We start from the raw sequence: 26,514 nt of genomic DNA on the forward strand, positions 1-26,514 counted from the left end.
AAGCGGTCGCGGCGGCCCGGTCGTTGCACCGGTCGCAGCAGTAGCGGCGGGTCCGTGCGCGGCCTCGCTCAGCCTTCCAGCCGCACCGGCTGCCCCGAGCGTGCCGAGGCATAGCCCGCCAGGGCGATGCGCAGTGAGCGGAGGCCGGCCGCACCGTCGGCGACCTGGACCGCGGAGTCGTCCCGCGTTCCGTGGAGGAATGCCCGAACCATCGCATCGTCGAGGTCGCTCCCCCACGGCAGCAGCACGCCCTCGCGGCGCGACTCGTCGAAGCCGGAGACGACCTGGCCGAAGGCGTCCATCTCCACCGTGGCCCGCTCGCCGACGAGTTGGAGTTCGAGACCGCCCCAGGTGGGGTGATGGTCGGGATGGCTCCAGCTGCAGTCGATGGTGGCGACGGCGCCGTTGCCGTAGCGGACCGTCACGAGACCGGCGGTTTCCACCTCGACGCCGTCGGCCTCGTACATGAGGTTGTTCGTCTGTGCGTAGACCTCTTCGGCGCGTGCGTCGCCGAACAGGTCGTCCAGGAGGTCGGCGATGTGCACCGTGTGGTCCATCAGGGCGCCGCCACCGGCCAGCCGGGCATCGGCGAACCAGGCGCGGGCGTCCGCCGGGAGCCGTCCGTTGTTCGCCCCGGCGACGGTCAGCACCGGCCCGGTGCCGCCACCGCGTACCGCCTCCCGCAGCGCCGCGTAGGCGGGGCTGAAGCGCACGGGGTAGGCGACACCCAGCCGTACGCCTGCCTCACGGCAGGCCGCGACCATCGCCTCACCGTCCTCCACGGTGGTCGCCAGCGGCTTCTCGCAGAGCACGTCCACGCCGTGCTTCGCGGCGAGTTCGACGAGCGGACGGTGCCGGGAGTTCTCGGCGGCGACGACGACCACGTCCGGTCCCCAGTCGAACACCTCCTGGTAAGTGTCGGCGTAGGGCACTTCGAGTTGCTCGGCCAGCGCGCTGCCGCGCACCTCGCCCGCGGGTGCCGAGCCGCCCTCCGGATCGCTGGTGAGGACCTCGACGCCGTCCATGCCGCGGAGCAGCTTCGCGTAGCCCGCCGCGTGCACGTGGGCGAACGAGAGCACGCCGACCTTCATCGGGCCACCTCCCTGGTCTCGTGGGCCGCGGGGTCCCCGGCGGCCTCGTCGTTGCCGCTGCCGGTCGCCACCGCCCGTCCCGTGCGTGCCGATGCGGACGCGGCGAGGGCGATGCGTACCGCGGCAAGTCCGTCCCGTGCGGTCACCCGCGGGGCCGGGCCGCCCCGGACCGCTTCCGCGAACTCCCGCAGCTCGGTGAGGAAAGGGCTCTCGGTGAGGTTCGTCGCGGGGATCCCCTCGCCCTCGGCGGCCCCGCCCTGCGAGATCACGCGGAACGCCTTGGTCTGCGCGGAGTCGTGCTGGAGCACCCCGCGGCGTCCGGCGATGCGGAAGGTCGTGCGGAACTGTGAGTCGGGCAGGCCCCATACTCCGTGCACGTGGCTGATCGCGCCCGACGCGTGGGTCAGCACCGCGGTGGCCGAGGCGACGCAGCCCGCCGGCGCGGGCGCCTCCTGGTGTCCCCGTACCTGCGCGTGCACCCGGGCCACCTCACCCGCCAGCAGCCGCGCGAAGTCGAAGTCGTGGATCATCTGGTCCACGAGCAGTCCGCCGGAGAGCGACGGGTCGGCGAACCACGGAGACCAGACCGGGTAGGTGCCCGTGCGCGTGAAGCGCAGCACCGCCGGCTCCCCGACCGCACCGCCGGCGACGGCCTTCGCCATGGCCGCGTACTCGGGGAAGTACCGCACCACGTGGGCGGGGAAGAGCAGGACGCCCGCCCGCTCCGCCTCCGCGATCATCTCCTCGACGTCCTCCGCGGTGAGCGCGAGCGGCTTCTCGCACGCGACGTGACGCCCGGCGCGCAGCGCGGTGAGTGCGACCTCCCGATGGGTGTGCGTGGGCGTGCAGACGTCGACCGCCTCGGCCACCTCCAGGAGTTCACCGAGGCTGCTCGCCGCCCGCACGCCCTGCTGCGCGTACTGCGCGGCGAGTTTCCCTCCGCTGTCGTCGGGGGTGAACACGGTGACCCGCGCTCCCAGCTCGAGCCACGCGGGCAGATGGGCGCGGGCGATGCCGCCCGCGCCGATGAGCCCCACTGCGAGTTCCGGCATAGGGAGTGACTGCCTTCCTTTGTCGGGGGTGCGGATGCGAGGTGACGGGCCGAGGGGCGGTTGCGGGCCGTGGTGGCCCCGGCGGTTCAGCCCTTCGAGCCGCTGAGCGCGATTCCCTGGACGAAGTGGCGCTGGAGCAGCACGTAGAGGAGCAGCATCGGGAGGCTGGCGATGACCGAACCGGCCATCATGACCGGGTAGTTGGTCATGAACTGCCCCTCCAGGGAGATCAGTCCGGCACTGACCGGCGCCTTCGCGGGGTCGGTGTTGACCACCAGCGGCCACAGAAGGTCGTTCCACGACCACATCGCCGTGATGACGGCGAGAGCCGCGAGCGCGGGCCGTACGAGCGGGAGCATGATGCTCCAGAAGATCCGGAACGGCCCGGCCCCGTCGATGCGGGCGGCCTCCTCCAGCTCCCTCGGCAGGGCGAGGAAGAACTGCCGCAGCAGGAACGTGCCGAACGCGCTGAACATGCCCGGCAGGAAGAGCGCGGGGACGCTGTTGAGCAGCCCCAGCTTCATCATGATCTCGTGCTGCGGGAGCACGAGAAGCTGCGGCGGCACCATCAGCACCGACAGGAAGACCGCGAACAGCACGTTCCTGCCGCGGAATTGGAGCCGCGCGAAAGCGTAGGCGGCGAGGGAGCAGAAGACCAGCTGCCCGAGTGTCCGGCCGGCCGTGTTCAGAAGGCTGTTGGTGAGCATCTCCGCGAACGGCACCGCGGTGAAGACCTGTTCGAACGCCGCCCAGTTCCACGCCTCGGGCAGGATCGTCGGCGGTACGCGCACCGCCTCCGGCATGGTCTTGAACGCGGTCAGCAGCTGCCACACGAACGGGAAGACCATGGCGAGCGCACCCAGCGAAAGGACCGCGTGGGTGGCGACGGATCCGGGGTCGCACCTTCGGCCGCGCGCCGGGCGCCCGGTTGACGAAGCCGCGGGGGCCGCCGGGTCAGGTGTCGTCACGGCCGCCGCAGCGGCGGCCGGTGTCACGGGAGCCGGTTCAGGCATAGTGCACCCACCTCTTCTGGAACCGGAACTGCAGGTAAGTGAGCGCCGCTATCAGCAGCATGAGGAGGAAGGCGAGGGCGGCAGCCGCGCCCTGGGAGTTCTCGTCGAAGGCCCACTTGAAGAAGAGCGTCACGATGGACTGCGTCTCGCCGAGCGCCGGGTTCTCGGGGCTCATCATCACGAAGATCAGGTCGAACTGCTGGAGCGAGTTGATGATGCAGATGACGGAGGCGAAAAAGATGCTCGGGCTCAGCAACGGCAGCGTGATGCGGAAGAAGCGGCGCAGGGGCCCGGCGCCGTCGATCTCGGCCGCCTCGTAGTAGTCGCGCGGTATGGCCTTCACACCCGCGGTGAAAATGATCAGGTAGTAGCCGATGTGGGACCAGATCATCACGATGCCGATCGCGTACACGGCGGTCGAGGGGTCGGAGACCCAGTACCGCCCGTCGACGCCGATCCACGACAGCGCCTCGTTGACCATGCCGAAGTCGCCGTTGTAGAGCCAGTTCCAGACCAGGCCGACGGCCGCCGGGAGCGTCACGAACGGCATGAAGTACAGCGCCCGGTAGACGGGTACGCCGCGCAGCCCGCGCCGGTTCATCAGCTCGGCCAGCACGATGGCGACGGGCAGCGTCATCAGTCCCATCACCATGTACAGCAGCGTGTTGCCCAGCGCCCTGCCGACGGTGACGTCCCGCACCACACGTTCGTAGTTCTCGCCGCCCACCCAGGAGTTGCCGCCGAAGGCGCCGAAGGAAGTGAAGCTGAACCAGAACGTCTCCAGCAGCGGCCAGATGTAGAAGACGAGGAAGCCCAGCGCGATGGGCGCGATGAACAGGTACGCGGCACGTTGCGAGCGTCGGCCGCCCTTGGCGCCCGCGCCCCCGCCGCTCGCCGGTGAACGACGGTCGCCGCGCCCGCTGTTGCGGAAGCGCCGCTCCGCCTGCTGCGCCCCGGCCGTGGAGGGAAAGACAGCCATGTCACTTCTCCTGTTCCAGGGCGAGGTCCATCTGGCGGCCCAGGGTGCGCGAGGCGTCCTCGATGCCGCCCTTGCCGGTGAACGGGCCGCCCAGCAGCTGCGGTTGGAGGTTCTCCCACACCGTCGTGTACTTCGAGGCCGGATAAGGGACCGCGTAGTCGAGCATGTCGATGAAGACCTTCAGGTCGAACTCCGGCATGGACTTCACCCAGGCGTCCTGCGTGCCGTCGTACGAGGAGATCGTCACGCCCTCACGCGCCTGGATCTCGGCGGCCTTCCGCGAGCCGAGGAACCTCACGAACTCCCACGCCGCCTCGGTGTTGGGACTCTTTCCGGATATCGCGTTGGCCAGGCCGTGGATGGTTGTGCCGCGCCGGCGCCCCCTCGGCAGCACGGCGACACCGCCGTGGTCCTTGATCGCGGGCTCCGCGTACATCTGCGAGGCCATCGCGGAGAGGTCGTAGTTCATCGCGACCTTCTCCGACAGATACAGCTGGCGGCCCCTCGTGTCGGTCATCGCGCTCTGCGAGGGCGAGTGGCCCCGGTCGATCAGCTCGGTCCAGAAGCGCAGTCCGTCGATGGTCCGGGGGTCGCCGAAGCCGGAGCGCCCGTCGCGGATGACGTGACCCCCGGCCTGGGCGATGGAGTTGTAGTACGTGTACTGCCTGCTCATCTCGGCGGCGATGCCGTGGACGCCCGCACGCGGGTCGGTCAGCTCGGCCGCCGCGTCCCGGACGGTGTCCCAGGTCCAGCTCTCGTCCGGGTACTTGATGCCGGCCTTGTCGAAGAGCTCCTTGTTGTACCAGAGCCCGATCGTGTCGAAGTCCTTCGGCATCGCGTAGCGCGTGCGCTCGTAGGTGTACATCCGCAGCAGTTCCTCCGGATGAACGCCCATGTCGAACCCGTCGCGCTCGATGAAGGGATCCAGCGGCTCCAGAACGCCCTCCGAGGCGTACAGCTGGAGGTTCACCGCGTTCATCCAGAACACGTCCGGGGCGGAGCCGCCGCGCATGGCGGTCTTGAGGGTCGTCCAGTACGAGGTGAAGGGCGTGACCTGGATGGTGACGGAGATCTTCGGGTGCTCCGCCTCGAACGCCTTGATGATCTTCTCCATGCCGGCGACCTGGAGCTGGTCCCACATCCCGTACGAGATGGTGGTGCGGCCGCCGGAAGTGCGCGCGGACGCGCCTCCCGCGGAACAGCCCGTGGCCGCGCCGGCGGCGACCGGCGTTGCGGCCAGCGCTCCGGCGAGCAGTGTTCTCCTTCGCATCGGGGACTCCCGGGGACGGTGTGGGCACGGGGAGGGTGAGGGGCGGGTCCGGACGACGTGTCCGGATCTGATTCGTGAACGGCAGGCGCGGGCCGGGCGGGCCCGCCTCAGCGGATCGGGGACGGCGGCACGGAGGGCAGGGGACCGGTGGCGTCGGAGAGCAGGGCTTCGACGCTGTCGAGCGCCTTGCGCACGGCGCCCAGCGCCACGCCCTGCTCGCCCAGCGTGCTGACGGTGATGCGCGGCACGTGCAGCGACACGTCCAGCGCGACGTCCCGCAGATGCTGTGTGAGCAGCGGGGTCAGCGCCTCCCCGACGGGGGTCATCCCGCCCGAGAGAACGACGAGTTCGGGGTCGACTGCGAGCAGAAGCGCGCCGATGCCGGGTGCGAGCCGGGCCGCGTAGCGGTCGAGGACGTCGAGCGCGTCCGGGTCCCGCTCACCGGCGGCGCGGGCGAGCGCCGCGACCTCCGACTCTTCCCCTGCCTCCGGCGGGGAGGCCCCGGTGCGCCGCTCGCCCCGCCAGGACAGCGCCTCGTGGGCGTGTGCGAGTCCGAGCCCGCGGTGCAGCCCGAGTTCACCGGCCCAGCCGCGGTGACCGCGGTGGAGCCGGCCGCCGAGCAGCACCCCGCACGAGGATCGGTGGCCGATCAGCAGACACACGACGTCGTCGGCGAGTTGGGCGGCGCCCTGCCAGTGTTCGGCGAGGGTCGCCAGGTTGACGTCGTTCTCGGCGAGTATCCGGCAGGGGAAGGATTCGCCGAGCCTGCGCGCCAGCTCGAAGTCCGACCACTCCGGCACGATCACCGAAGTGATGCGGCCCGTCTCGCCGACGACTCCCGGCACCCCGACGCACAGGGCCCAGAGTTCGTCCGGGTGCACCTTCTGCTCGTCGAGGAAGCGTGCGACGCGGGCACGGAGGAAGGCGAGGCGTTCCGCGCCGCCCATGTCCGGGTCCATCTCCTCGCGTTCGCTTGCGGTGATGTCACCGGCGAGGTCGGAGAGCAGCAGCACGATCTTGTGCAGCCCGATGTCGACGCCGACGACCCGCCCCGCCTCGCCCCGGAACCGGAAGCGCCTGGCCGGACGGCCGGAGCGTCCGGCCACCGGGTCGGACGCCTCGGTGAGCCAGCCCTGGGCGGTCAGTTCCTCGACGACCTGGTCGACGGTGGGACGCGACAGCCCTGTGGCGGCGGCGAGTTGACTGAGCGACTGCGGACGGCCCGGCCCCTGGGAGCGCAGGAAACGCAGCACGGCGATCGTGTTCAACCGCCGGAGAGCGGCCAGGTCGTGGCCTCGCATCCCGTGCACCTCCTCCACGTACGCAGGGTCCGGTCCGGACAGGCGGGGAGCCTGTGAGGCCCGTCCGCGTCGCTTGTACGGATTGATTGATTGAGGACTGTTGCATAAACACGAGCGGGCGTGAAGGCTTCCGACCGGGCAATTACGAAGGACTCCTGGATATGAGAAGGGGCGGGCCATGTCGAGCGACGACCTGCGGATCGGAGTCGTGGGCGTGGGCGAAAGGGCGGTGCTGGCGTCGCACGCCCACCACCCCGGGGCCGGAGCACGCGTCGTGGCCTGCGCCGACCCTCATCCGCGCGGGCAGGAGGCGGCGCGCACGCTCTTCGGCCCCGAAGTGCCCGTACACCGGGGGCATGAGGAGATGCTGGCGGCGGGCGGGCTCGACGCCGTCATGGTCCTCTCCCCCGACCATCTCCACGCGCGGTGCGTGCTCGATGCGCTGCGCGCCGGCATCGCCGTCTTCGTCGAGAAGCCGCTCGCCATCACCACGGAGGACTGCGATCTGGTCCTGCGCACCGCGAGAACGACGGGCAGCCGGCTCTACGTCGGCCACAACCTGCGGCACGCGCCCTTCGTCCGCCGGATGCGGCAGCTCGTCCTGAACGGGGCGATCGGGCGGGTACGGGCCGTGTGGTGCCGCCACTTCGTCGGCCACGGGGGCGACTTCTACTTCAAGGACTGGCACGCGGAGCGGCGCAACACCACGAGCCTGCTGCTGCAGAAGGGTGCGCACGACCTCGATGTCATCCACTGGCTCGCCGGTGGTTCCCTGCGCCGGGTGACGGCGGTCGGCGAACTCGCCGTCTACGGCGGCATCTCCGACCGGCGCGACCGCTGCGGGGAGCGGATGTCGGAGTGGCACGACCCCGAGGCGAACTGGCCGCCGACCTCACTGAGCGGGCTCAACCCGGTCGTCGACGTCGAGGACATCAGCATGCTGCACGGCCGCACCGACAACGGCGTGCTCGTCAGTTACGAGCAGTGCCACTTCACTCCCGACTACTGGCGCAACTACACGGTGATCGGTGACCACGGACGGCTGGAGAACTTCGGCGACCTCGACGGATCGGTCATCAAGGTCTGGAACTCCCGCCGCTCCGGCTACCGCGACGACGCCGATCTGACCGTCCCCGTACCGCGGTCGGAGGGGATGCACGGGGGAGCAGACCGCCTGCTGGTGGAGGAGTTCCTCCGTTTCGCCGCGGCCGGCGGACCGACGGAGACCTCGCCGCTCGCGGCACGTGAGGCGGTCGCGGCGGGGCACGCTGCCGCGAGGTCGCTGCGCTCAGGGAACGTTCCTGTCGAAGTGCCGCCGCTTCCGGAGGAGTTGATGTCCTACTACACCCGCGGACAGGCGTGAGAAAGGCAACGGCCTCCACACGCCCTCGAGTTGTGGACAGGTTCATGCGGGGAATGCTCCCCGCATGAACCAGCCTGCGGAGCGGCTCCGCCACGACCGCGTCGAACTGCGCCGCTGGCGCTACGGGGACGCCGACGTGCACTACCGCGTGGTCACGGAATCGCTCGCCCACCTCGTGCCGTGGATGCCGTGGGCCGACGACGGCTACAGCCCTGATTCGTCGCTCGAATTCGTGACCAGGTGCGAGCGTGAATGGGCCGAGGGCAAGGCGTACAACTACGCGGTGTCGGTGGACGGTTCGACCGTGGGCAGCTGCGGCCTGATGCGCCGCATCGGCCCCGGTGGCCTGGAGATCGGCTACTGGATTCACCCGTCGTGGACGCGGCAGGGCTTCGCGACCGCGGCCGCGGCGGCCCTGCTGCGCGAGGCGTTCTCGCTGCCCGGGATCGACGTGGTGGAGATCCACAACGACGAGGCCAACGAGGCCAGCGGGGGAGTGCCGATGCGCCTGGGCTTCACGGAGGTCGAGCGGCGGCGCGCCATCGAGGGCCCGGCGGCACCGGGCGAGTCGGGTGTCGAGGTCGTCTGGCGGGCCCTGCGCGGCCGTTCGCCCCTGCCCCCCGCCGCTGATCCCGCGACGGCCGGTCAGGTCGAGGCGGGCTGAGGGACGACAGGGGGCGGGGCGACGGCCGGGCAGGGCAACGGCCCTGACGGAGCTACCAGTTCTGCACGGAACGCAGCAGGATGCGCTCGATCTCCTCCTCGCCCACGGGGCGGGGGCAGGTCGACAGCAGCCTCTGCTGCTTCATCGTCCCCGGCACCAAGTCCGGCACGTCGCTCTCGCCGTAGCCGACGGCGCCGATGCCGTTGGGGATGCCGATGTCGCGCATCAACTCGACGAGCACTTGCGGCAGTTGCTCGACGGGGTCGGGGAGCCGCTCCGTCTGCGGCGCCAGCAGTTCCGCGGCCCGCAGATGCCGCTCGGGAGCGGAGGGGAAGCTGAACCGGAAGGCCTCCGGCGCCGTCAGTGAGACCGCCTGCCCGTGCGGCACCATCGGCTCGTCCTGCGGGTAGCCGGCGGGACGGTAGTCCTTCACCATGCCGGCGATCGGGTAGCCGTTGGCGTGCGGGATGTGGACGCCTGAGTTCCCGAAGCCCATGCCCGCGAAGGTCGCCGCCATCATCATGTCCGTACGCGCCTCGACGTCGTCGGCCCCGCTGTGCACGGCCCGGCGGAAGGACTTCGCGATCAGTTCCATCGCCCTCCCGCACCACAGGTCGGAGACCGGGTTCGAGCCGCAGTACGTCACCCGCTCCTCGGGGCGGCGCCGGCCGGAATCCCCGTACCACTTGGCCGTGTACGACTCGAGGGCGTGGCAGACGATGTCCATGCCCGCCGACGCGGTGACCTCGGGCGGAAGGCTCATCGTCAGCAGCGGGTCGACCACCGCGAGCGTGGGACGCAGCCGCCAGTGGCTGATGCCGGTCTTGACCTTCATCGACAGGACGTCCAGCACACACATGGCTGTGGACTCGGCGCCCGTGCCCGCGGTCGTCGGCACGGCGACGAGCGGCTTGAGCTGGTGCGGCGGCACCTCCGCCCGTCCGATCGGCTTGTTGACGTAGTGCATCAACTCGCCGGAGCAGGACGTGAGCAGGTTGACCGCCTTCGCGGTGTCGATGGCCGAGCCGCCGCCGACGGCCACGAACCCGTCCCAGGGGCCCTGGGCGCGCGCGTAGTCGACGGCCGTCTCGAAGGCGGCGTCACTCGGTTCGATGTGCACCCCGTCGAAGACCTCCGCGGTGATGCCGTACCGCTTCATGTTCTCGGCCACGCGCTGGGGAATCCCGAGAGCGGCGACGCCGGGATCGGTCAGTACGAGCACACGCTCCGCCCCGAACTGCGCCATGTCGAAGCCGATCTCGTCGGAGGCGCCGGCACCGAACTTCAGCGGGGGCGCCCCCCAGGTGAAGATCGTCTCCTCGGCCGGGTCCACGTCGCTGCCACTGCTCATCGGATGTACGCCTCCACGCTCGCGGTTGAGGAAGGAACCAGCCGTGCCGGTCTCCCAACTGCGGATGCCCGCGTGCGACCACCGCGACACGGACGCTCCGGTTCCGCCTACCGGTTCTGCCTCGCCGGAGCCGGCTGCCCGGCCCGCCCGGCGCCCCCGGCTTCACGGCTTCACGGCTTCACGGCTTCACGGCTTCACGGCTTCACGGCTTCACGGCTTCACGGCTTCACGGCTTCACGGCCTCAGGTTCTCGCACACGGCCGCCGTGACGGACTGCGTCCCTCCCGCGGGCTGTCCCCTCTCGCCCAGCTCGACGGCTCCCAGCAGGAGCGCCGACTCCACGGCACGCCTGACGCGGTCACCCGATGAGGGCAGGTCCGCGTGGTCCAGCAGCAGCGCGAGGCTCAGGATCTGGGAGAGCGGATTGGCCATGCCCTGCTCCGCGATGTCGGGAGCGCTGCCGTGCACGGGCTCCGCGTAGGCCGCGTCCGCACCGACGTTGAGGGAACCGCACATGCCGAGGCCCCCCACCGTGGCGGCGCCGAGGTCGCTGAGCACGTCTCCGAGGAAGTTCTCCATCACCATCACGTCGAAGCACTGCGGTCGCGCCACGAGGTCGTGCGCCGCGGCGTCGGCGTAGAGATGTTCGGTCTCGATGTCCGGGTACTCCTCGGCCACCTCGTCGAACACCCTGCGGAAGAGCGCGTAGCTGCGCAGCACGTTGCTCTTGTCGACGCAGGTCACCCGGCGTGCACCGTCGACGGGGGCGCCGGAGCGCGCCCGCGCCAGCTCGAACGCGTACCGCACGACGCGCTCGGTGCCCGCGCGCGTGACCATCAGCTGGTCGCAGGCGGCGTGCGCAGTGGCGGCGCCCGCTCCCCGCGAGAGATACAGGCCCTCGGTGTTCTCGCGCACCACCACGTAGTCGATCTCGCCCGCGTCATGCCGCGTGCCGCCGGGGACGCCCGGAAGCAGCTTCATCGGCCGGACGTTGGCGAAGGTGTCCAGGCCGATCCGCAGCAGTCCGCCGAGCAGCCCGGCCTCGGTACCGTCCGGATGCCTGACGCCGGGGAGACCCACGGGACCTTTGAGCACTCCGTCGGCGGCGCGCAGGCGGTCCACGGCGTCCTCCGGCAGTGCCCGTCCGGTGTTCCGGTACGCGCCGGCGCCCGCCTCGACGGTGGTGACGCGGTACTCGAAGCCGTCCATGGCCGCCAGCCGCTCCAGCACGCGCAGCGCGCTGTCCACCAGTTCGGGCCCAATGCCGTCCCCGGGGATCACCACGAGGTCCAGCGGCTCCGGCCCGGCTTCCCGCGCCCGGTCCCGGTCCTGCTCCTCGTTCCGCGCCCGGTCCCGGTCCTGCTCTTGCTCGGGCTGCTCCCGCTCTCCTGGCATCGGCGTCACTCCGCCCGTCCGGCCGAGCTCCCGGCCATGCGCCCGAAGACCGACCCGTTCGTCAGGCCGGTGCCACCGGGGTAGTTGAAGTAGAAGAGCCCGCCGACCAGTTCCCCCGCGGCGAAGAGACCGGAGATCGGATTCATGTCGGTGTCCAGGACCTGCGCGGTGTCGGGAACGATGCGCACGCCGCCGAACGTGAAGGTGATGCCGCACGTCACCGCGTACGCCTCGAACGGCCCCTCGTCCACTGTGTTCGCCCAGTTGGTCTTGTCGACGGCGAGGCCCGTCGTGCCGCGGCCGTCCCGAACGTTCGGATTGAACGGCGTGCCGGTGTCGACGGCCGCGTTGTAGGCCGCCATCTCCGCCACGAACCCGGCCGGGTCCACCCCGTCCATCTTCTCGGCCAGCTTCTCCAGGGTCGGCGCGGTCACCTTGGTGATCTGGCGGATCCGGTACTCGTCGCGGAGCAGGTGCGTGACCTTCTGGTCGAAGACCTGCCAGGCGAACTGGCCGGGCTGTTCCAGGATCACGCGGCCGTACTTGGCGTAGGTGTAGTTGCGGAAGTCGGCGCCCTCGTCGACGAACCGCCGGCCGCGGCCGTTGACCATGACGCCCCAGGGATAGCTGTGCTTCTGGAAGCTGTCGCCGACCGCCAGGTCACCGAACTCGGGGGCGTTGCGGTCCCAGCCGACGGCGTGGCAGCCGGACCAGTTCCCCGCGGGGCTCGCCCCCGCGCGCAGCGCCATCCGCAGACCGTCGCCGGTGTTGTACATCGTTCCCCGTACCTTGGCGAGGTCCCAGCCGGGGCCCAGGTAACGGGCGCGCATCTCGGGGCTGGACTGGAAGCCACCGCTGGCCAGCACCACCGCGTCGGCACGCTCCTCACGCGTCCGGCCGTCCTGACGCAGGCTCACACCCTGGACTGCGCCGCCGTCGTCCTGGAGCAGTCCGAGGGCACGCGCCCCGTATTCGATGCGTATCCCCGCCCGTTCCGCCGCGCGCGTCAGGGCCTCGACGAGACCCATTCCACCGCCGGACGCCTCGACGGTCAGGCCTCCCCAGAAGGTGAAGCGTCCGCCCACCTTGAAGGCCTGCCGCCCGTAGATCGGCACGAAGCGCACGCCCTTCTCCGACATCCACAGCAGGGTCGGCAGGCTCTTCTCCACCAGGGTGGAGGCGAGTTCGGGGTCGGTCCGGTACTCGGTGACGCGGGCCAGGTCGTCGAGATACGCCTCGGCGGTGTAGCTCCCGAAGTCGGTGCTGTCGATCTCCTCCGGGGTCAGGTCGGGCATCAGCTTCTTCAGATCCTCGACGCCGGAGTAGACGACGCGCATGGCACCGGCGGTGAACGCGGTGTTGCCGCCGCGCACCTTCTTCGGCGCCCGCTCCAGGACCAGGACCTCCGCGCCCTGCTCCCGCGCGGCCAACGCCGCGCACAGCGCCGCGTTTCCCGCTCCGACAACGATGACTCGCCGACTTGCCATGCCCACTCCCGCATCCTTGTCACATTCAAATTGCATGCAATCGACTCAGAATTGTACGCAACTTGCGGACGATCTGACCACTCCCGTACGGTTCACTCCGTGCAGGAGGACAAAGCACCTACGACCAGCGGCATCACGAGTCAGTCAGAGGAGTCGGTGGAGCGCCTTCGCGCTTACCTGCACCAGGGGGCAGCGGTACGGGGCCGCACGACCGACGACGTCACGGGCGCCATGCGAGAGGCGATCCTGGACGGCGTCCTCTCCCCGTCCACGTGGCTGCGTGAGAGCGAACTCGCGGCTGCCTTCAAGGTCAGCCGCACCCCGGTCCGTGAGGCGCTGAAGCGGCTCGCCGACGAGGGCCTGGTCGTCAAGACCGCCCACCACGGCGCGATGGTCGCCGCCCTGTCGCTGGAGGACGTGCTCGCTCTCTACGTCGTCCGCGAGGACCTCGAAGGGCTCGCCGCCCGGCTGGCGGCCGTGCGGTGTCCGGAGGGACTGGTCGACCAGCTCGACGAGATCAACGCGAGCATGCGGGAAGCCGCCGAGCGCGGTGACGTCACCGGCCTGTCCAAGCTCAACCTCGCCTGGCACAGGGCACTGCGCACCGGCGCAGCCAACCCGTACCTGGAGAGGTTCCTCAACCAGGTCGAGCACGCCGTGCGGCGGCTCCCGGCGACGACCCTCGTGCATCCGGGCCGGCCCGAGGAGGTCCTGGCCGAACACGAGGCGGTCGCCCGCGCGGTTAAGGAACGCGACGGCGAGGCGGCCGAGGCGGAGGCCAGGGCCCATATGCGGCGCGCCCGTGAGATCCGGCTCGCCGTGCTGCTGGGCGGCTGACGCCGTCATACTCCGCTCCGGCCGTACCGGCGGCGGGCCCACCGCAGCAGCAAGGGCAGCGCCGAGAGCACGACGACCAACCGGATCAGATGCATCCCGGCGACCAGTCCGCTGTCGCCGCCCAGCCCCGCCGTCGCGGCGACCATCTCCCCGACGCCACCCGGGACGGAGCCCAGCAGCGCCGGCACGGGTTCGAGCGCGCCGCTCGCCGCGAGTGCCGCCCCCGCACCGGCTCCCACGGCGACGATCAGCAGCACAACGAGGGCCCCGGGCCCGCTGACGCGCCGCACGGAGGCGAAGAAGCCTCGTCCCACCATGGAGCCGACACCCGAACCGACCAGCAACTGGCCGGTCACCGACCACCACCCGGGCGGTACGACGCCGCCCAGCCCGACCAGCGGAGCCGTCGCCGCCCCCAGGATCGAGCCCGTGACCGGCCACATCGGCAGACGCAGCATCCGGCCGAGCCCTGCCCCGGCGCCGGCGAGCCCGAGCAGCAGCACCAGGCCCGGTGCGCCCGTCATGCCGATCGGCCCAGGACGAAGACGAGCGCCGGCAGTGCCACCAGGACGACCAGCAGCACGCGGACGAGGTGGATGACGGTGACGGTCGGGACGTCCGCCCGCTCCTTGACCGCGAGTACGGCAAGTTCACTCAGCCCGCCCGGCGCACAGGCGAGAACCGCCGTCGTCGGGTCGAGCCCGTGACGCAGGATCAGCCAGCGCGCCAGCACGGCATTGAGGACGAGCAGCAGCAGCACGGCCCCCAGGACGGGAAGCGCGATGCGCCCCATCATCTCCAGGCTCTCCCCGTCGAGCCGTGCCGCCGAGACACAGCCGATCAGCACCAGCCCGGCCGTACGCACCCAGCGCTGCACCGGATGCCGCCGCGCGTTCACGACGCCGCCGGCCACCGCGCTCCCGAGCACGGCACCCACCAGCGTCCCGGCCGGTACCCGCAGCCATGTGAGCAGCAGCCCGCCGGCCGCCCCGGCCAGCAGTCCGACCGCAGCACGGGGGAAGGAGGGCGACGCCTCGCTCACAGCAGCCCGACCGGCGTGAGATAGCCGATGGGCAGGGCGATGTCCGCGAAGGCCGCCAGGGCGCCGAGCGCCGCGACCGTGCACACGGTGTAGACGGCGATGGTGCGCCAGCTCATCTCTGCCACCCGGCGCAGGAACAGCGGCAGGAACACCAGCGCCGCGAGAAGCACGCCGAGGACGTAGGTGAGCGCGATGAACACGACGAGCCATCCGAACGAGCGCAGCACGGCGCGCCATTCGACGACCCACGCCTCACGCTCGGACTCCTCCCGCGCCCCGGCCCGCCGCAGCGCGAGGATGCCGATGACGAGTGCCGTCGCGGCCATCGCGGCTCCGACCACCGTCACCAGCCCCGGCACGAGCCGCGCCTGGCTGCTGTAACCGCGGGAGATCACGAACGCCGCGACGAAGACCGCGAGGAAGGCGGCCGGGACCACGACGCCCCAGATCCTCGGCGGCTGCGGCCCCTCGCCCACCTCGTCGTCCGGCTCGTCGGCCGCCTCCTCGTCGCGGCGGGAGCGGAGCTTCTTCACCAGGGAGAAGACGGTCGGCACGACGAGCACGCCGAGAAGGATCAGGACCCAGGGGCGCACGACCCACTGGTCGAACTTGTAGAGGTTCGCGGTGAGGAAGTAGTAGCGCTCCATCGGCAGGCTCAGCACGAAGCCGATCAGGAACGGCGCCCGTGGGATGCCGCACACCTTCATGACCCACCCGAGGGCGCCGAGCAGGAGCATGACCTGGAGCAGCGCGATCTGCTCGGACTCCTGGAAGCCGGCGGTGAACAGTACGACGATGAGCCCGCCGGCCAGCACCGGGAACCGCACGAAGCTGAGCTTCGCCAGCGGACGGCTCAGCAGGAAGCAGGCCGCCGCCCCGAGGATGCTGGCCAGCGCGAAGGACCAGATGATCGTGTAGACGATGTCGAGGTCCTTGGTGATGATCGCCGGACCCGGCTCGATGTTGAAGGCCAGCAGGGCGCCCAGGAGCAGGGCCGCCGGAGCGCCTCCGGGAATCCCGAACAGCAGCGTGGGGATCAGGTCCCCGGCCTCGACGGAGTTGTTGGCGCTCTCCGGCGCGATGATCCCGCGGGGATCCCCCTTGCCGAAGGTCTTCTTGGTCTCCTTGCGGGTGGTCGCCCTCGCCTGACCGTACGCCATCCACGTCCCCGCGGTGGCGCCCAGTCCCGGCAGGACACCGGCCCACATCCCCACGAGGGCTCCGCGTATGACGTGGCGCCAGTGGTGCAGCACGTCGCGCAGGCCCGTCCGCCAGCCGCTGCCGAGTCCGGACCCGGTGGCGACGCTGGAACGGGTGCCGACCAGCGTGACGATCTCGGCGATGCCGAAGATGCCCAGAGCCACGGCGACGAGGTCGAGGCCCTCGGAGAGGAACAGCGAGCCGAAAGTGAACCGGTAGTCGGCCGCCGCCGGTGCCGCGCCGATCCCCCCGAGCAGCAGTCCGAACGCGCCGGCGAGCAGCCCTTTGACCATGTTCCCGCGCGAGAGCACCGCGGTCAGCGATACGCCGAGCAGCGTCAGCATGAACAGTTCGGGCGCGCCGAAGCTGAGAACCAGCGGGCGGGCGACGGGTATCGAGAGCGTCAGCCCGAGAGCGCCGAGGAGCCCGCCGATCATCGACGACATGAAGGCGATCGACAGCGCCCGCGCGCCCTGACCCTTCTTCGCCATCTGATGTCCGTCGAGCATCAGCACACTCGCGGAGGCGGACCCGGGTATGCCCAGCAGCACCGAGGCGATGGTGTCGGAGGTGTGGACGACGGCGACCGCGCCGATGATGAGGGCCAGCGCCTGCGTCGGCTCCAGCGCGAAGACGAACGGCAGCAGCATCGCCACCGCACCCGTGCCGCCGAGTCCGGGGATCATGCCGATGACCAGGCCGGAGCCGACTCCCAGCAGCAGGAATATCAAGTTCGACAGGGCGAAGAGGTTGCCCAGCGCGCTGAACGCGGCGTCTAGCATCGATCAAGCCTTTCGGGGTGCTGCTTCACATTCGCTCCGGGACACCGCACCGGGGGCGCCGCCGTGCGAAGGCGCCCCCGGGGACGGGCCGGTCAGGTTCCGCCGAGCTTCTCGCCGTACTCGCGCTCGAGCATGTCGAGGGCGTACTTGCGGGCGGAGGGGTCGATCTCGAACGCCTTCTGGATCTGCTTCTCCCCCTTCTCACCGGAGTAGAGGGGGTAGCCGCCGAGCACGTCGCCGCTCTTCTCGGCAAACTCCTTGTCCTTCTTGAGCTTGTCGACCGAGCTCCAGTAGGCCTTCACGATCGAGTCGGGGGTGTCCTCGTTCGCCCACAGGCCCTTCTGGTACGTGCAGCCGGGGACGAGGAAGGCCCTGTACGAGTCGTAGGCGGACCCGGACGGCTTCTTGCCGTACATCTTCTTGTAGAACTCCTCGACCGTCGGCAGGTCGGGCACGTTCGGGTCGCGGACGACCTTCCCGTCCTTGATGACGCCGAAGGACATCAGCGGAACGGCCTTGTCCTTCTTGACCAGCGGCTCCACCTGGGTCTTGTAGGCGGACGTGGTCTGGTAGTCGATGTCGACCTCGCCGCGCTGGTAGGCCAGCAGCGCCGTCTCACGTCCCTCGAAACCGAACGTGGCGTCGACGGGCTTCTTCAGCACGTCCATCGCCTGCAGCATCGTCATGTCGAGACCGGTGGCACTGATGCCGCCGTACTTGAGCTTCTTCTTGGACTTCACCAGATCCTTCGCGCTCTTGATGCCGGACTTCGGAGAGGTGTAGATGACGCCGCCCGAGCCGTTCATGATCAGCGGCCGCATCTTGGAGAAGTCGAACTCGACCTCGGGACGCTTCAGCAGCGCCTGGTAGTAGGTGGTCCCGGAGGTGACCAGGACCTCCTTGCCGTCGGTTCCGCCCGAGCGCACGAACTCGTTGGAGCCGGTGATGCTCTCGCCGCCCGGCTTGTTCTCCGGCAGGAACGTCGGGCCGCCGGCGGTGTGCTTCTTCAGATACGGCGCGAGGAAGCGCGCCCAGGTGTCGGTGCCGCCGCCCTCGTCGTAGGGGATGACCATCTCGACGCGTGACGGGACCTTCGCCCCCGCGTCGGTCTTGCCGTCGTCCCCGACGCCTTGGGGGTTGCCGCAGGCTCCGAGCCCGAGGCCGGCCGCGGCCACCACCACGGTTACGCGTATTCGTGCCATCGGTTTGCGGCTCATCGAGGGTCCTCCTTTGAGCGGTGACGTGTCCTGGCTGACCTGCGGCAGGCGTCCACCTGGCTGCTGAGCTTGTCTTCGTCGGATCGGGGGCTCGGGGATCAAGGACTCGGGGATACGGGATTCGTGCTCGCGGATCGGGGATCGGGATGCGGGTTCGGGACCGCTACGCGGGAGAGGCGACCCTCGCGTCGGGCACGAGGACCTCTCCGGCCATGAGCCGCCGTCCCGTGCGGTAGCCGGAGACGACGGGCACGGCCCATCCGTCGCCGCTGCGTTCGACCTGGGCCGTCATCGGAAGCACGCCCGAGGGATGAGCTATTCGGATCTCGTCGTCAGGGGAACCGGCCCGGGCGACCTGGGAGACGAGGGTCCCGGGGATCGCCACGGCGACGGCGGTGCAGATGGCTCCGCTGAGCGCGTAGGACCGGTGGAGCCTGCCCATCGACATCATCGACGCCCTCAGCGTCTGGCCCGTGTGACTCTGCACGGTGCCGTCCGGCAGGGGATAGTCGCACGGCGGTCCGACGAGGGCCAGCTTCGGGACCGAGGGCGTCCGCTTCGTCGCGTCCTCGGCGGATGACGCCGTCCCGATGTGCACGCCCGCGGAGGCGCGGACGAGTTCGAGCCGGGCGAGTAGTTCGTGGTCGGAGTCGATCTCGTCGGGGAGTTCCCTGCCTGTCAGGCCGAGGGCCTCCCACCTGACGAACAGCAGCGGGTTGGCAGCGTCGACGATGGACATCTCGACGGTCCCGATGCCGGGAACGTCCACCTTGTCGACCGTCTGCCCCGTGGGCAGCAGCGAGCCGGTGACGGCGCCGCCGGGGTGCAGGTAGTCGAGCCGGATGCTGGAGCCCGTCCCGGGGACACCGGGCATCGCGAAGTCGCCCGTCGGATCGAACCGGCCGTCGCGGGTGGGCACGTGGGCGGTGACCGCCTTGCCGGTGTTGATGTTGAGGAACTTCACCTGCGTGACGGGGTCCGTCGCCGGCACCAGCCCCTCGTCGACGGCGAAGATCCCGACGGCGGCGGACATGTTTCCGCAGGTGCCCGTCCTGTCCACCAACGGCTGGTCGATCGAGACCTGCCCGAACTCGTACGTCACGTCGACGCCGAGGTGGGTCCCGTCGGCGATGATCGCCACCTTGCTGGTGGCGGAGGTGGCTCCGCCGACACCGTCGACCTGCCTGCGGTACGGATCGGGGCTGCCGTACGCGGCCAGGATGAACCGGTCGCGCAGCTCCGGGTCGGCGGGAAGGTCCGACTCGTGGAAGAACAGTCCCCGGCTGGTCCCGCCCCGCATCAGTACCGCCGGTACCTGCATCGTTCGCCCGCCTCCCCTTCGCCATGCAAGTTGCATGCAATCTGTACGCCAAGTGGGAGACACCCTGCTACAGGTGCGGCTTGAACACCATCTCCCATCTCTCCACGCAGGCTTAACTTTTGCTAAAGTCCCGTCCCGTGCATGTCGACATCGGACGGTCGAGGCTGCTGGCCGCGGTCGCACGGTACGGATCGATGACCGCCGCCGCCGACCGGCTCGCCTACACGCCCTCCGCCGTCTCCCAGCAGATCCGCAAACTGGAGACCGAACTGGGCCTCCGCGTCCTCGCCCGTCATGCCAAAGGGGTGGACCTCACCGACGCCGGGCGTGCGGTGGTCGAGCACGTCGCCGGAATCGAACGTGAACTGGCCGCGCTGCGCGAGCAGTTGGAGGACATCCGCGGCGCGCGTGCGGGCACGCTGCGGCTCGGCACCTTCCCCACCTTCGGCGCCTCGCTGCTGCCCTTCGCGATCACGAGCTTCACTTCACGCCACCCGGACGTCTCGCTCTCCGTGCGCAGCGCCCGCCTCACCGGGCTGCTCGACCTGCTCCACTCGCGGGAGATCGAGATGGCCGTTCTCTGGGACTACGAGTGGTCCCGGCTGGACGAGCAGGGCCTCAGCGTCCACGAGCTGCTCGCCGACCCGACGCGGCTGGTCGTCTCGCGCAGCCATCGCCTGGCCGACCGGGACGCCGTCGGCGTGGACGAGCTCGCCGAGGAGCGGTGGATCACGCGGGCCGACCACCATCCCGTGGTCGAGGTGCTGCTGAGGACATGCCAGTCGGCCGGTTACGAACCCGCCGTCGCCTTCGAGGCGCACGACTACCAGGAGGCCCAGGCGATGGTCGCCGCGGGCCTCGGCGTCGCGCTCGTGCCTCAACTGGCCTTGAGCGGAGTGCGCGAGGACGTGCGCGTCCTCGAACTCGGCGGCCAGGCACCGTCGCGACGGATCATGCTCGCCCACTCCGCCGACCGTGCGCCGTCCCCGGTGGGGACGGCGATGGCGAGGATCCTGCGGCAGGTGGTACGGGAGGGCGGCTGGAACCGCGAGGCTCCGGCTTCGTGATCCGCGGTCGCCGACGGCGGGTCTCCGGTGACCGGCTGAGGTGCGCGCACGCGCAGCCGAACTCCCGGCAGAGCGGGAGGACTTCGGGAGAGGACGCCATGAAACGTGAACGCGTGATGCCGGTCAGCCACCCGTGATCAGGCGGTTCAGGTCCGGCGCGTAGGCAGGCAGCTGGAAGACGGTGAGCCAGTCGGCGTTCACGTCGCCGCGCTCCCCAACCTGCGCTCCCTGAATCCTGCACGTCACGGGCGCCGCCGAACCGGCCACCGCCACGGCTTCCGCAGGTCCACCACCTGACGCTGCACCCGACCCGGCCGAGGAGGGGGCTACGCTTGCACACGCCTGACGGGCACACTCCGGGCGGTCGTCGAAGGTTCTACCACGAGTGGGACATCCTCGAACCGTCCACGAAGACCGGTGTGCGTCTCCTCCGGCGCCATCGAAAGGTAGGAGGCGATCAACGTGAGCGCCGGAACAAGGACGGTGAGCCTCGGCGCCGAGATCGAGCTGAGTGCGGCGGAGGCGCGAGGCGTCGCACTCGCAGCGCAGGGCCTGGGCCGACCGCGGCCCAACGGCCGGGTCGACGCCCGACGCCTGCGGCGTGGGATCGACGAAGTCGGCCTGCTGCAGCTGGACTCGGTCAACGTCCTTTGCCGCGCTCATTACATGCCGCTCTTCTCCCGGCTCGGCCCCTACTCGCGGACCATCCTCGACCGCCTGGCCTCACATGCTGACGCCGCCGGACCCGCACCGCGAGCCGGCAGCGACCGCAGCCTGTTCGAGTACTGGGGACACGAAGCTTCGCTGCTGCCGGTCGACATGCAGCCGCTGCTGCGCTGGCGGATGGCGCGGGCGGAAACGCTCACCGAGAAGCCGGCCCGCCTCCTGGCCGCGGAGAAGCCCGAACTGCTCCAGTCGGTTCTGCGCACTGTGCGCGAGCGGGGGCCGATCCGTGCCGCCGAGCTCGCCGCTCCGGTGCGCAAGCCCAAAAACCCCTGGTACAACTGGAGCGAGGCCAAGATCGCGCTCGACTACCTCTTCTTCGCCGGCCTCGTCTGCGCCGACCATCGTGTCCGCTTCGAGCGCCGCTACGACCTTCCCGAGCGGGTGTTGCCGAAGGGCGTCCTCGACGCCCCGACCCCGGCCGAAGACGAGGCGCAGCGGCAGCTGCTGCTGATCGCAGCGGCACGCCTCGGCGTCGCGACCGAGCCCGACCTCGGCGACTACTTCCGCCTGCCGCGGAAGGAGTCCAAGGCGCGCCTGGCCGAACTGGTCGAGGCCGGCCTCCTCACCCCGACCCGGGTCGAGGGCTGGAGTGCCCCTGCCTACGTCACGGCGGGACGGCTTCCCACGCCTGTGCGCGAAGCACGCGCCCTGCTGACGCCCTTCGACCCGCTGGTCTGGTCGCGGTCACGCACCGAACGGCTCTTCGACTTCCGCCACCGGATCGAGCTCTACACCCCGGCGGCCAAGCGGGTCCACGGTTACTACGTGCTTCCGTTCCTCCTCGGCGACGCTCTTGTGGCACGGATCGACGTCAAGAGGGACCGCGGTGCGGGGGTCCTGCGGGTGCTCGGTGCGTTCGCCGAGCCGGGGGCCGATCTCGGCGCGGTGGCTCTGGAACTGGCGGACGAACTGCGGCTGCTCGCCCGCTGGCTCGGCCTCGAACACGTCTCGGTGGCCAGGAAGGGCGACCTCGCCGGGAAGCTGGCGAAGGCGGTCACCACCCCTCAGGAACCTCCCCGCACCCACACCACCGGGCCAGTTCAGTAGCCCTGGGGCAGGTGCTCCTTGGCGTCGTCGTACGTGGCGTCGCCGACCGTCGCGTCCGGGGCGTAGACAAGGTTCAGCACGCCGGTCCGGAACGCCTCCGACGAGATCAGTCGCAAGGGGATCGCGGTCTCACCCTCGTCGAAGAGGCGCATGCCCTTGCGGACCGCGATCGGGTGCACGAGAAGGTGCAACTCGTCGAGCAGCCCGGCGGCGAGCAGTTGGCGGACGACGGAGACGGACCCGCTCATGGCGATGTTCCCGCCCGGCTCGTTCTTCAACGCCGTGACGGCCTCGGCGAATTCGCCCGTCAGCTGCTCCGAGTTCCGCCAGGTGAAAGCGAGTTGCTGGTTCGAGACGACGATCTTGCGTGCGTCGCCGAGCTTCTTGGCGAAGCCGGAGTCCTCACCGCCCGCCGCCTCACGCTCCGGCCACGCCCCGGCGAAGCTGTCGTACGTCCTGCGGCCGAGGAGGACGGTGTCGGCCGAACCCAGGGTCGCGTCGACGGCGGCGCCCATCTCGTCGTTGAAGTACGGGAAGTGCCACTGGTCGGGGGCCTCCACCACTCCGTCCAGCGAGATGAACAACCCAGCGGTGATCTTCCTCATGATGTCCTCCGGGACGGCTTGTCGGTGACGCCTCCCCCAGGCAGACGAGCCGGCCGCTGAAAACTCATCGGAGCGGCGCGCACCGCGCAGGAGCCGACGTCAGTGCCCGGTCCTTCGCCGCCGTCACCACAGTCGCTGCCATCGCCGACCGCCCGTCACATCCCCAGTGGGGTCGGATGGTCGGCCGGTGAACTCTGTTCCGCCCAGATCGTCTTGCCCTGCGGGCCGTACCGCACGCCCCAGCGCCTGCACAGCTGCGCGACGAGGAGCAGGCCGCGTCCGCCCTCGTCCATGAGGTTGGCCGGACGCAGGTGCGGGGCCGCGATGCCGGCGTCGGAGACCTCGCAGATCAGTTCCCGGTCGTGGATCAGCCTCAGCTGGATCGGCGACTGGCCGTAGCGGATCGCGTTGGTGACCAGCTCGCTGACCACCACCTCGGTGCTGAACGCCAGGTCGTCCAGGTCCCACCGGCTGAGCTGGCTTTCGACGTCTCCGCGGATCCGCGCGACGACCGCGGGGTCCGCCGGGAGCTCCCAGGTGGCCACCTGCTCCGGGCTCAGGGCGCGGGTGCGGGCGAGGAGAAGCGCGGCGTCGTCCCGCGGAGGATCGCGGAGCAAGGTCGCGACGACGTGGTTGCACGCCGCCTCCAGCGACGGGGGCGTCCCGGCCAGAGTCTGGCGGAACAGTTCGATCCCTTCGTCGATGTCCCGGTCACGCGTCTCGATCAGGCCGTTGGTGTAGAAGGCCAGCACGCTGCCCTCCGGCAGTTCACTCTCGGACGCTTCGAAGGGCATGCCGCCGATGCCCAGTGGGGGCCCGGTGGGAAGGTCGACGATCTCCGCCTCCCCCGACGGCCCCACGACCAGGGGCACGGGGTGGCCGGCACATGCTGCGGTGCAGAGCCGGGAGACGGGGTCGTACACGGCGTAGAGGCAGGTCGCACCGATGTACTTCGCACCCGCGGCACCGTCCTCGTCCGACAGGCGCGTGACCATGTCGTCGAGGCGGGTGAGCAGCTCGTCAGGGGGAAGCCCCATGTCCGCCAGGGCCCGTACGGCCGTACGGAACCGGGCCATCGCGCCCGAGGCCTGCAGACCGTGCCCCACGACGTCGCCGACGACGAGAGCGACGCGGGCGCTGGACAGCGGGATCACGTCGAACCAGTCGCCGCCCACGCCCGCCTGCTCCCTGGCGGGCAGGTAGCGGGCGGCCGTCTCGATCGCGCTCAGCTCGGGCAACCGCTGCGGGAGCAGGTCACGTTGGAGGGTTTCGGCCCTGCTGCGTTCGGCGATGTAGCGCCGCGCGTTGTCGAGGGACACCCCCGCACGTGCGGTGAGCTCCTCGGCGAGCAGCATGTCGTCCTCGTTGAACGGCTCCGGGTGCCGGTGGCGCATGAAGACGGTGACCCCGAGGAGAAGCCCGCGGGCACGCATCGGCACGACCATCACGGAGTGGATCCCCTGCGAGCGCAGCCGGGCGGCCCGCTCGGGGTCCTGGGGCGACCACCGGGTGAGGAGGTCCCGGCTCGCATCAGGGGTCGTCGTCCTTCTGCCGTCCAGCGACTCGACCAGGGCCGAGAACTGCGGGTAGGTGATCACGTCACCGGGCACGACCAGGTCCTCCGGCTTCCCGCTCCTCGCGGACCGCTGCCCGGCACGGCGCAGGGCGACGGGTCCCGCACGGGGACCCGGGGGCGCCTCCTCGCCGCGTTCGAGGAACGTGAGCAGGTCGACGCTGGCGAAGTCCGCGAACTCCGGGACCGCGACGTCCGCGAGCTGCTGCGCGGTGCGGCTGATGTCCAGGGTGGTACCGATGCGGGTGCCGGCCTTGTTGAGCAGCTGCAGCCGCTGCTGTGCCGCGTACTGTTCCGTCTGGTCCTGCGCGGTGAAGCACACGCCGCGCAGCCGGCCGTCCTCGTCCTTCGCCGGCGCGACCCACACGGACCAGGCGTGCTCGCGGTCCTCGCCCGGCACCCACAGGAACATGCGCAGATGCCGGCGTTCGTCCTTCCGTATGGCCTCGTGCATGGCCTCTTCGACGCTGCCGGGCCGGGGCTGCGACGAGAGCATCTCCGAGGGACGCAGGCCCCGCAGCTGCTCCTCGGTGAGACCGACGGCGCGCTCCATGTCGGGGTTCGCCCTCACCAGCAGCAGATTCGTGTCGAAGATCGCGAGGATGCAGGGGAATTCGCCGAACCCCCACCTCATCAACGTGTCGTCCCGGTACGGGCGCAGCCGTGATTCGGCGACCCGCACCACGAGCCAGTCGGATCCGAAGGGGGTCTCGCGGCGCCGCGCCAGGAGCGCCACGCGCACATCGAAGCCGTTCCGGTGCCGCAGTACGGCGTGCCCGCTCCAAGTCCGGCTGCCCGGGGCCGGGCCTTCCGGCTGATCGGCGTCCTCCGACAGCAGCTCGGCGCCGTCGCGTCCGACGACCTCCTCGCGGCGATGGCCGAGCAGACGGCGGGCGCCCTCGCTCCACGCGGCCACCTTGCCCTGCTCGTCGAGGACGGCCGTGGCAGGGGTCGTCACGTCGTCCCCGTCATGGGGCCGATCGCGTCGCGAAACCGCAATTCCTTGCCGCGTCATCACCGCCCTCTTCCCACGGCGCGGAGTGTGAGGCGGGCCGGGCCGCTGCTTCCAGCCTGCACCAACCGGGCGACAACGGCAGCACGCCCCGGCCCCTGCCTGGTGAGCGAGGGCCGAAGGGCCGACCCTCCCTCAGCCTCCGGGCCAGGCGGCCCCCGCGGGCCCGTGCGGCGCGCAGAGGCTCTCACCAGGGAGGACGGCCGCACCCGTCCTCGTCAGAAGGGTTTGCCCGCGCAGTCGATACAGCGGGCGGCCGTCGGGCGCGCGGCGAGCCGTGCGGCCGGAATGGGGCCTCCGCAGCGCTCGCAGACCCAGTACTCACCGGCGTGGAGCCGCTGCGCAGCCCTGTCGAGATCCTCCAGGTCGGAGCGTGCCTGCTTGAGCGCGTCCCGTAGCTGGGCGCGCTCGAAGGCCACCGTCGCCCCCTCGGGATCGTGCTCGTCGTCGATGTTGGCCTGCGTGGACGCCTCGACCACGCCGTCCCACAGGCGCGTCAGCGAAGCAACCAGCCGCTCGTTCCCGGCCCTGGCCTCATCGATCCGCTCTGCGGCCTCCCGCCGCTCCTGCGGCGAGGCTCCCTCGGCGTTCTCCGGACGCTTCTCCACATGGGCCGAAGCAAGTCGCTGCGGCGCGCTATTCCGGCAGGCCACGAGCTGTCACCGGCGTTTCCGCGCTGACGGCGTTTCCGGCCGCGATTCCGTCCGTAGGTTCCCGGCCCGGTGCTGGTATCTCCGATGCTGCGTGGACGGCAAGGTGGCCGAGCCGACGAAGATCCCCTGGAGCTCTTCGCTACGGCATGTCCGGCACGCAGGTCTGCGGCGAATTCGGCTGGGGAGCCGTGGCCTGCTCCGGCGTTCCGTCCGCCGGCGAACGGGAAAGCCGATCTCCCCGCCGATTGCCACGCACGAATTCGGCTTCGAGGGCCCCACCGTCCGGGGCCACGGCTTCATTTCCGCCGTGCGAGCCACAACTCCGGTACGCAGCCGGGGCGTTCGCCCTCCCCCGTCTCGTTCCGGAAATCGAGAACGTGCTGAGAGCGACAACGGCGGGCAGCAATCCCCACGCAACACCGAGGCCCACCGCGCCTCGGGGGAGGGGCGCGATGGGCCTCGGTCG

Annotated in this window: 22 protein-coding genes; 5 read left to right on the forward strand and 17 right to left on the reverse strand. The window is 70.5% G+C overall.

Translation table 11 applies throughout. The annotated features are described in order from the left end of the window. Positions 1-68: 68 nt before the first annotated feature. From I004_RS0131050 to I004_RS37270, 6 genes are all read right to left on the reverse strand, one after another. The gene (locus I004_RS0131050) at positions 69-1,091 is read right to left on the reverse strand and encodes a Gfo/Idh/MocA family protein (RefSeq protein ID WP_028438652.1); all 1,023 of its coding nucleotides are present in this window, start codon (positions 1,089-1,091) and stop codon (positions 69-71) included. After that, positions 1,088-2,143, reverse strand: coding sequence for a Gfo/Idh/MocA family protein (locus I004_RS0131055; protein WP_028438653.1), 1,056 nt, complete (start codon positions 2,141-2,143; stop codon positions 1,088-1,090). The genes I004_RS0131050 and I004_RS0131055 overlap by 4 nt, the downstream gene beginning before the upstream one ends. 86 nt (positions 2,144-2,229) lie before the next feature. Then, entirely contained in the window at positions 2,230-3,156 is a 927-nt protein-coding gene (locus I004_RS37265; RefSeq protein ID WP_078511964.1) for a carbohydrate ABC transporter permease, read from the reverse strand. Beyond that, positions 3,149-4,135 carry a carbohydrate ABC transporter permease gene (locus I004_RS0131065; protein WP_028438654.1) on the reverse strand — a complete coding sequence of 329 codons (987 nt, stop codon included), beginning with the start codon at positions 4,133-4,135 and terminating at the stop codon, positions 3,149-3,151. Before I004_RS0131065 ends, I004_RS37265 begins: the two co-directional genes overlap by 8 nt. Position 4,136: 1 nt before the next feature. Continuing rightward, entirely contained in the window at positions 4,137-5,405 is a 1,269-nt protein-coding gene (locus I004_RS0131070; RefSeq protein ID WP_028438655.1) for an ABC transporter substrate-binding protein, read from the reverse strand. A gap of 107 nt (positions 5,406-5,512) precedes the next feature. After that, positions 5,513-6,706 (reverse strand): ROK family transcriptional regulator, encoded by a 1,194-nt coding sequence (locus I004_RS37270; RefSeq protein ID WP_051345637.1) that lies wholly within the window; start codon positions 6,704-6,706, stop codon positions 5,513-5,515. A 178-nt stretch (positions 6,707-6,884) separates the two neighbouring features. On the opposite strand from I004_RS37270, the gene I004_RS0131080 reads away from it, so the two are divergent. Next, a complete protein-coding gene (locus tag I004_RS0131080) occupies positions 6,885-8,069 on the forward strand; it encodes a Gfo/Idh/MocA family protein (protein WP_028438656.1) in 1,185 nt (394 codons plus the stop codon). A gap of 64 nt (positions 8,070-8,133) precedes the next feature. Next, the gene (locus tag I004_RS37275; RefSeq protein ID WP_051345638.1) at positions 8,134-8,733 is read left to right on the forward strand and encodes a GNAT family N-acetyltransferase; all 600 of its coding nucleotides are present in this window, start codon (positions 8,134-8,136) and stop codon (positions 8,731-8,733) included. A 52-nt stretch (positions 8,734-8,785) separates the two neighbouring features. On the opposite strand, the gene I004_RS0131090 is transcribed toward I004_RS37275, so the two are convergent. From I004_RS0131090 to tcuA, 3 genes are all read right to left on the reverse strand, one after another. Further along, entirely contained in the window at positions 8,786-10,084 is a 1,299-nt protein-coding gene (locus tag I004_RS0131090; RefSeq protein ID WP_028438657.1) for a hydroxyacid-oxoacid transhydrogenase, read from the reverse strand. Positions 10,085-10,318: 234 nt separating this feature from the next. Then, positions 10,319-11,479: an isocitrate/isopropylmalate family dehydrogenase gene (locus I004_RS0131095; RefSeq protein WP_078511965.1), complete on the reverse strand. Its 1,161-nt coding sequence runs from the start codon at positions 11,477-11,479 to the stop codon at positions 10,319-10,321. Positions 11,480-11,484: 5 nt separating this feature from the next. Then, entirely contained in the window at positions 11,485-12,966 is a 1,482-nt protein-coding gene (gene tcuA / locus I004_RS0131100; RefSeq protein WP_028438659.1) for an FAD-dependent tricarballylate dehydrogenase TcuA, read from the reverse strand. Between the two features lie 99 nt (positions 12,967-13,065). Here tcuA and I004_RS0131105 point away from each other — a divergent pair, with 99 nt between their 5' ends. Further along, positions 13,066-13,803, forward strand: a complete 738-nt coding sequence (locus tag I004_RS0131105; protein ID WP_199779498.1) for a GntR family transcriptional regulator — start codon at positions 13,066-13,068, stop codon at positions 13,801-13,803. Positions 13,804-13,808: 5 nt separating this feature from the next. On the opposite strand, the gene I004_RS0131110 is transcribed toward I004_RS0131105, so the two are convergent. From I004_RS0131110 to I004_RS0131130, 5 genes are all read right to left on the reverse strand, one after another. Further along, entirely contained in the window at positions 13,809-14,327 is a 519-nt protein-coding gene (locus tag I004_RS0131110; RefSeq protein ID WP_028438661.1) for an AbrB family transcriptional regulator, read from the reverse strand. Next, the gene (locus I004_RS0131115) at positions 14,324-14,845 is read right to left on the reverse strand and encodes an AbrB family transcriptional regulator (protein ID WP_028438662.1); all 522 of its coding nucleotides are present in this window, start codon (positions 14,843-14,845) and stop codon (positions 14,324-14,326) included. The genes I004_RS0131110 and I004_RS0131115 overlap by 4 nt, the downstream gene beginning before the upstream one ends. After that, positions 14,842-16,827 carry a tripartite tricarboxylate transporter permease gene (locus I004_RS0131120; RefSeq protein ID WP_028438663.1) on the reverse strand — a complete coding sequence of 662 codons (1,986 nt, stop codon included), beginning with the start codon at positions 16,825-16,827 and terminating at the stop codon, positions 14,842-14,844. The genes I004_RS0131115 and I004_RS0131120 overlap by 4 nt, the downstream gene beginning before the upstream one ends. Before the next feature lie 92 nt (positions 16,828-16,919). Further along, positions 16,920-18,044: a type 2 periplasmic-binding domain-containing protein gene (locus I004_RS37280; RefSeq protein ID WP_037978520.1), complete on the reverse strand. Its 1,125-nt coding sequence runs from the start codon at positions 18,042-18,044 to the stop codon at positions 16,920-16,922. A gap of 163 nt (positions 18,045-18,207) precedes the next feature. After that, the gene (locus I004_RS0131130; RefSeq protein ID WP_028438664.1) at positions 18,208-19,365 is read right to left on the reverse strand and encodes a PrpF domain-containing protein; all 1,158 of its coding nucleotides are present in this window, start codon (positions 19,363-19,365) and stop codon (positions 18,208-18,210) included. A gap of 137 nt (positions 19,366-19,502) precedes the next feature. On the opposite strand from I004_RS0131130, the gene I004_RS37285 reads away from it, so the two are divergent. Together I004_RS37285 and I004_RS0131145 are read left to right on the forward strand one after the other, a co-directional pair. Further along, on the forward strand, positions 19,503-20,432 hold the full coding sequence (locus tag I004_RS37285) for a LysR family transcriptional regulator (protein ID WP_078511967.1): 930 nt from the start codon (positions 19,503-19,505) through the stop codon (positions 20,430-20,432). Positions 20,433-20,894: 462 nt separating this feature from the next. After that, positions 20,895-22,205, forward strand: coding sequence for a winged helix-turn-helix domain-containing protein (locus tag I004_RS0131145; RefSeq protein WP_486580741.1), 1,311 nt, complete (start codon positions 20,895-20,897; stop codon positions 22,203-22,205). Here I004_RS0131145 and I004_RS0131150 read toward each other — a convergent pair. The 3 genes from I004_RS0131150 to I004_RS0131160 form a co-directional block, all read right to left on the reverse strand. Further along, a complete protein-coding gene (locus I004_RS0131150) occupies positions 22,199-22,810 on the reverse strand; it encodes a dihydrofolate reductase family protein (protein ID WP_028438666.1) in 612 nt (203 codons plus the stop codon). The two genes, I004_RS0131145 and I004_RS0131150, sit on opposite strands and share 7 nt — an antisense overlap. Positions 22,811-22,965: 155 nt before the next feature. Beyond that, the gene (locus tag I004_RS0131155; RefSeq protein ID WP_486580744.1) at positions 22,966-25,341 is read right to left on the reverse strand and encodes an ATP-binding SpoIIE family protein phosphatase; all 2,376 of its coding nucleotides are present in this window, start codon (positions 25,339-25,341) and stop codon (positions 22,966-22,968) included. Between the two features lie 272 nt (positions 25,342-25,613). Further along, a complete protein-coding gene (locus I004_RS0131160) occupies positions 25,614-26,003 on the reverse strand; it encodes a TraR/DksA family transcriptional regulator (protein ID WP_078511968.1) in 390 nt (129 codons plus the stop codon). Positions 26,004-26,514: the final 511 nt, after the last annotated feature.

The sequence above is a fragment of the Streptomyces sp. TAA486 genome (assembly GCF_000426165.1).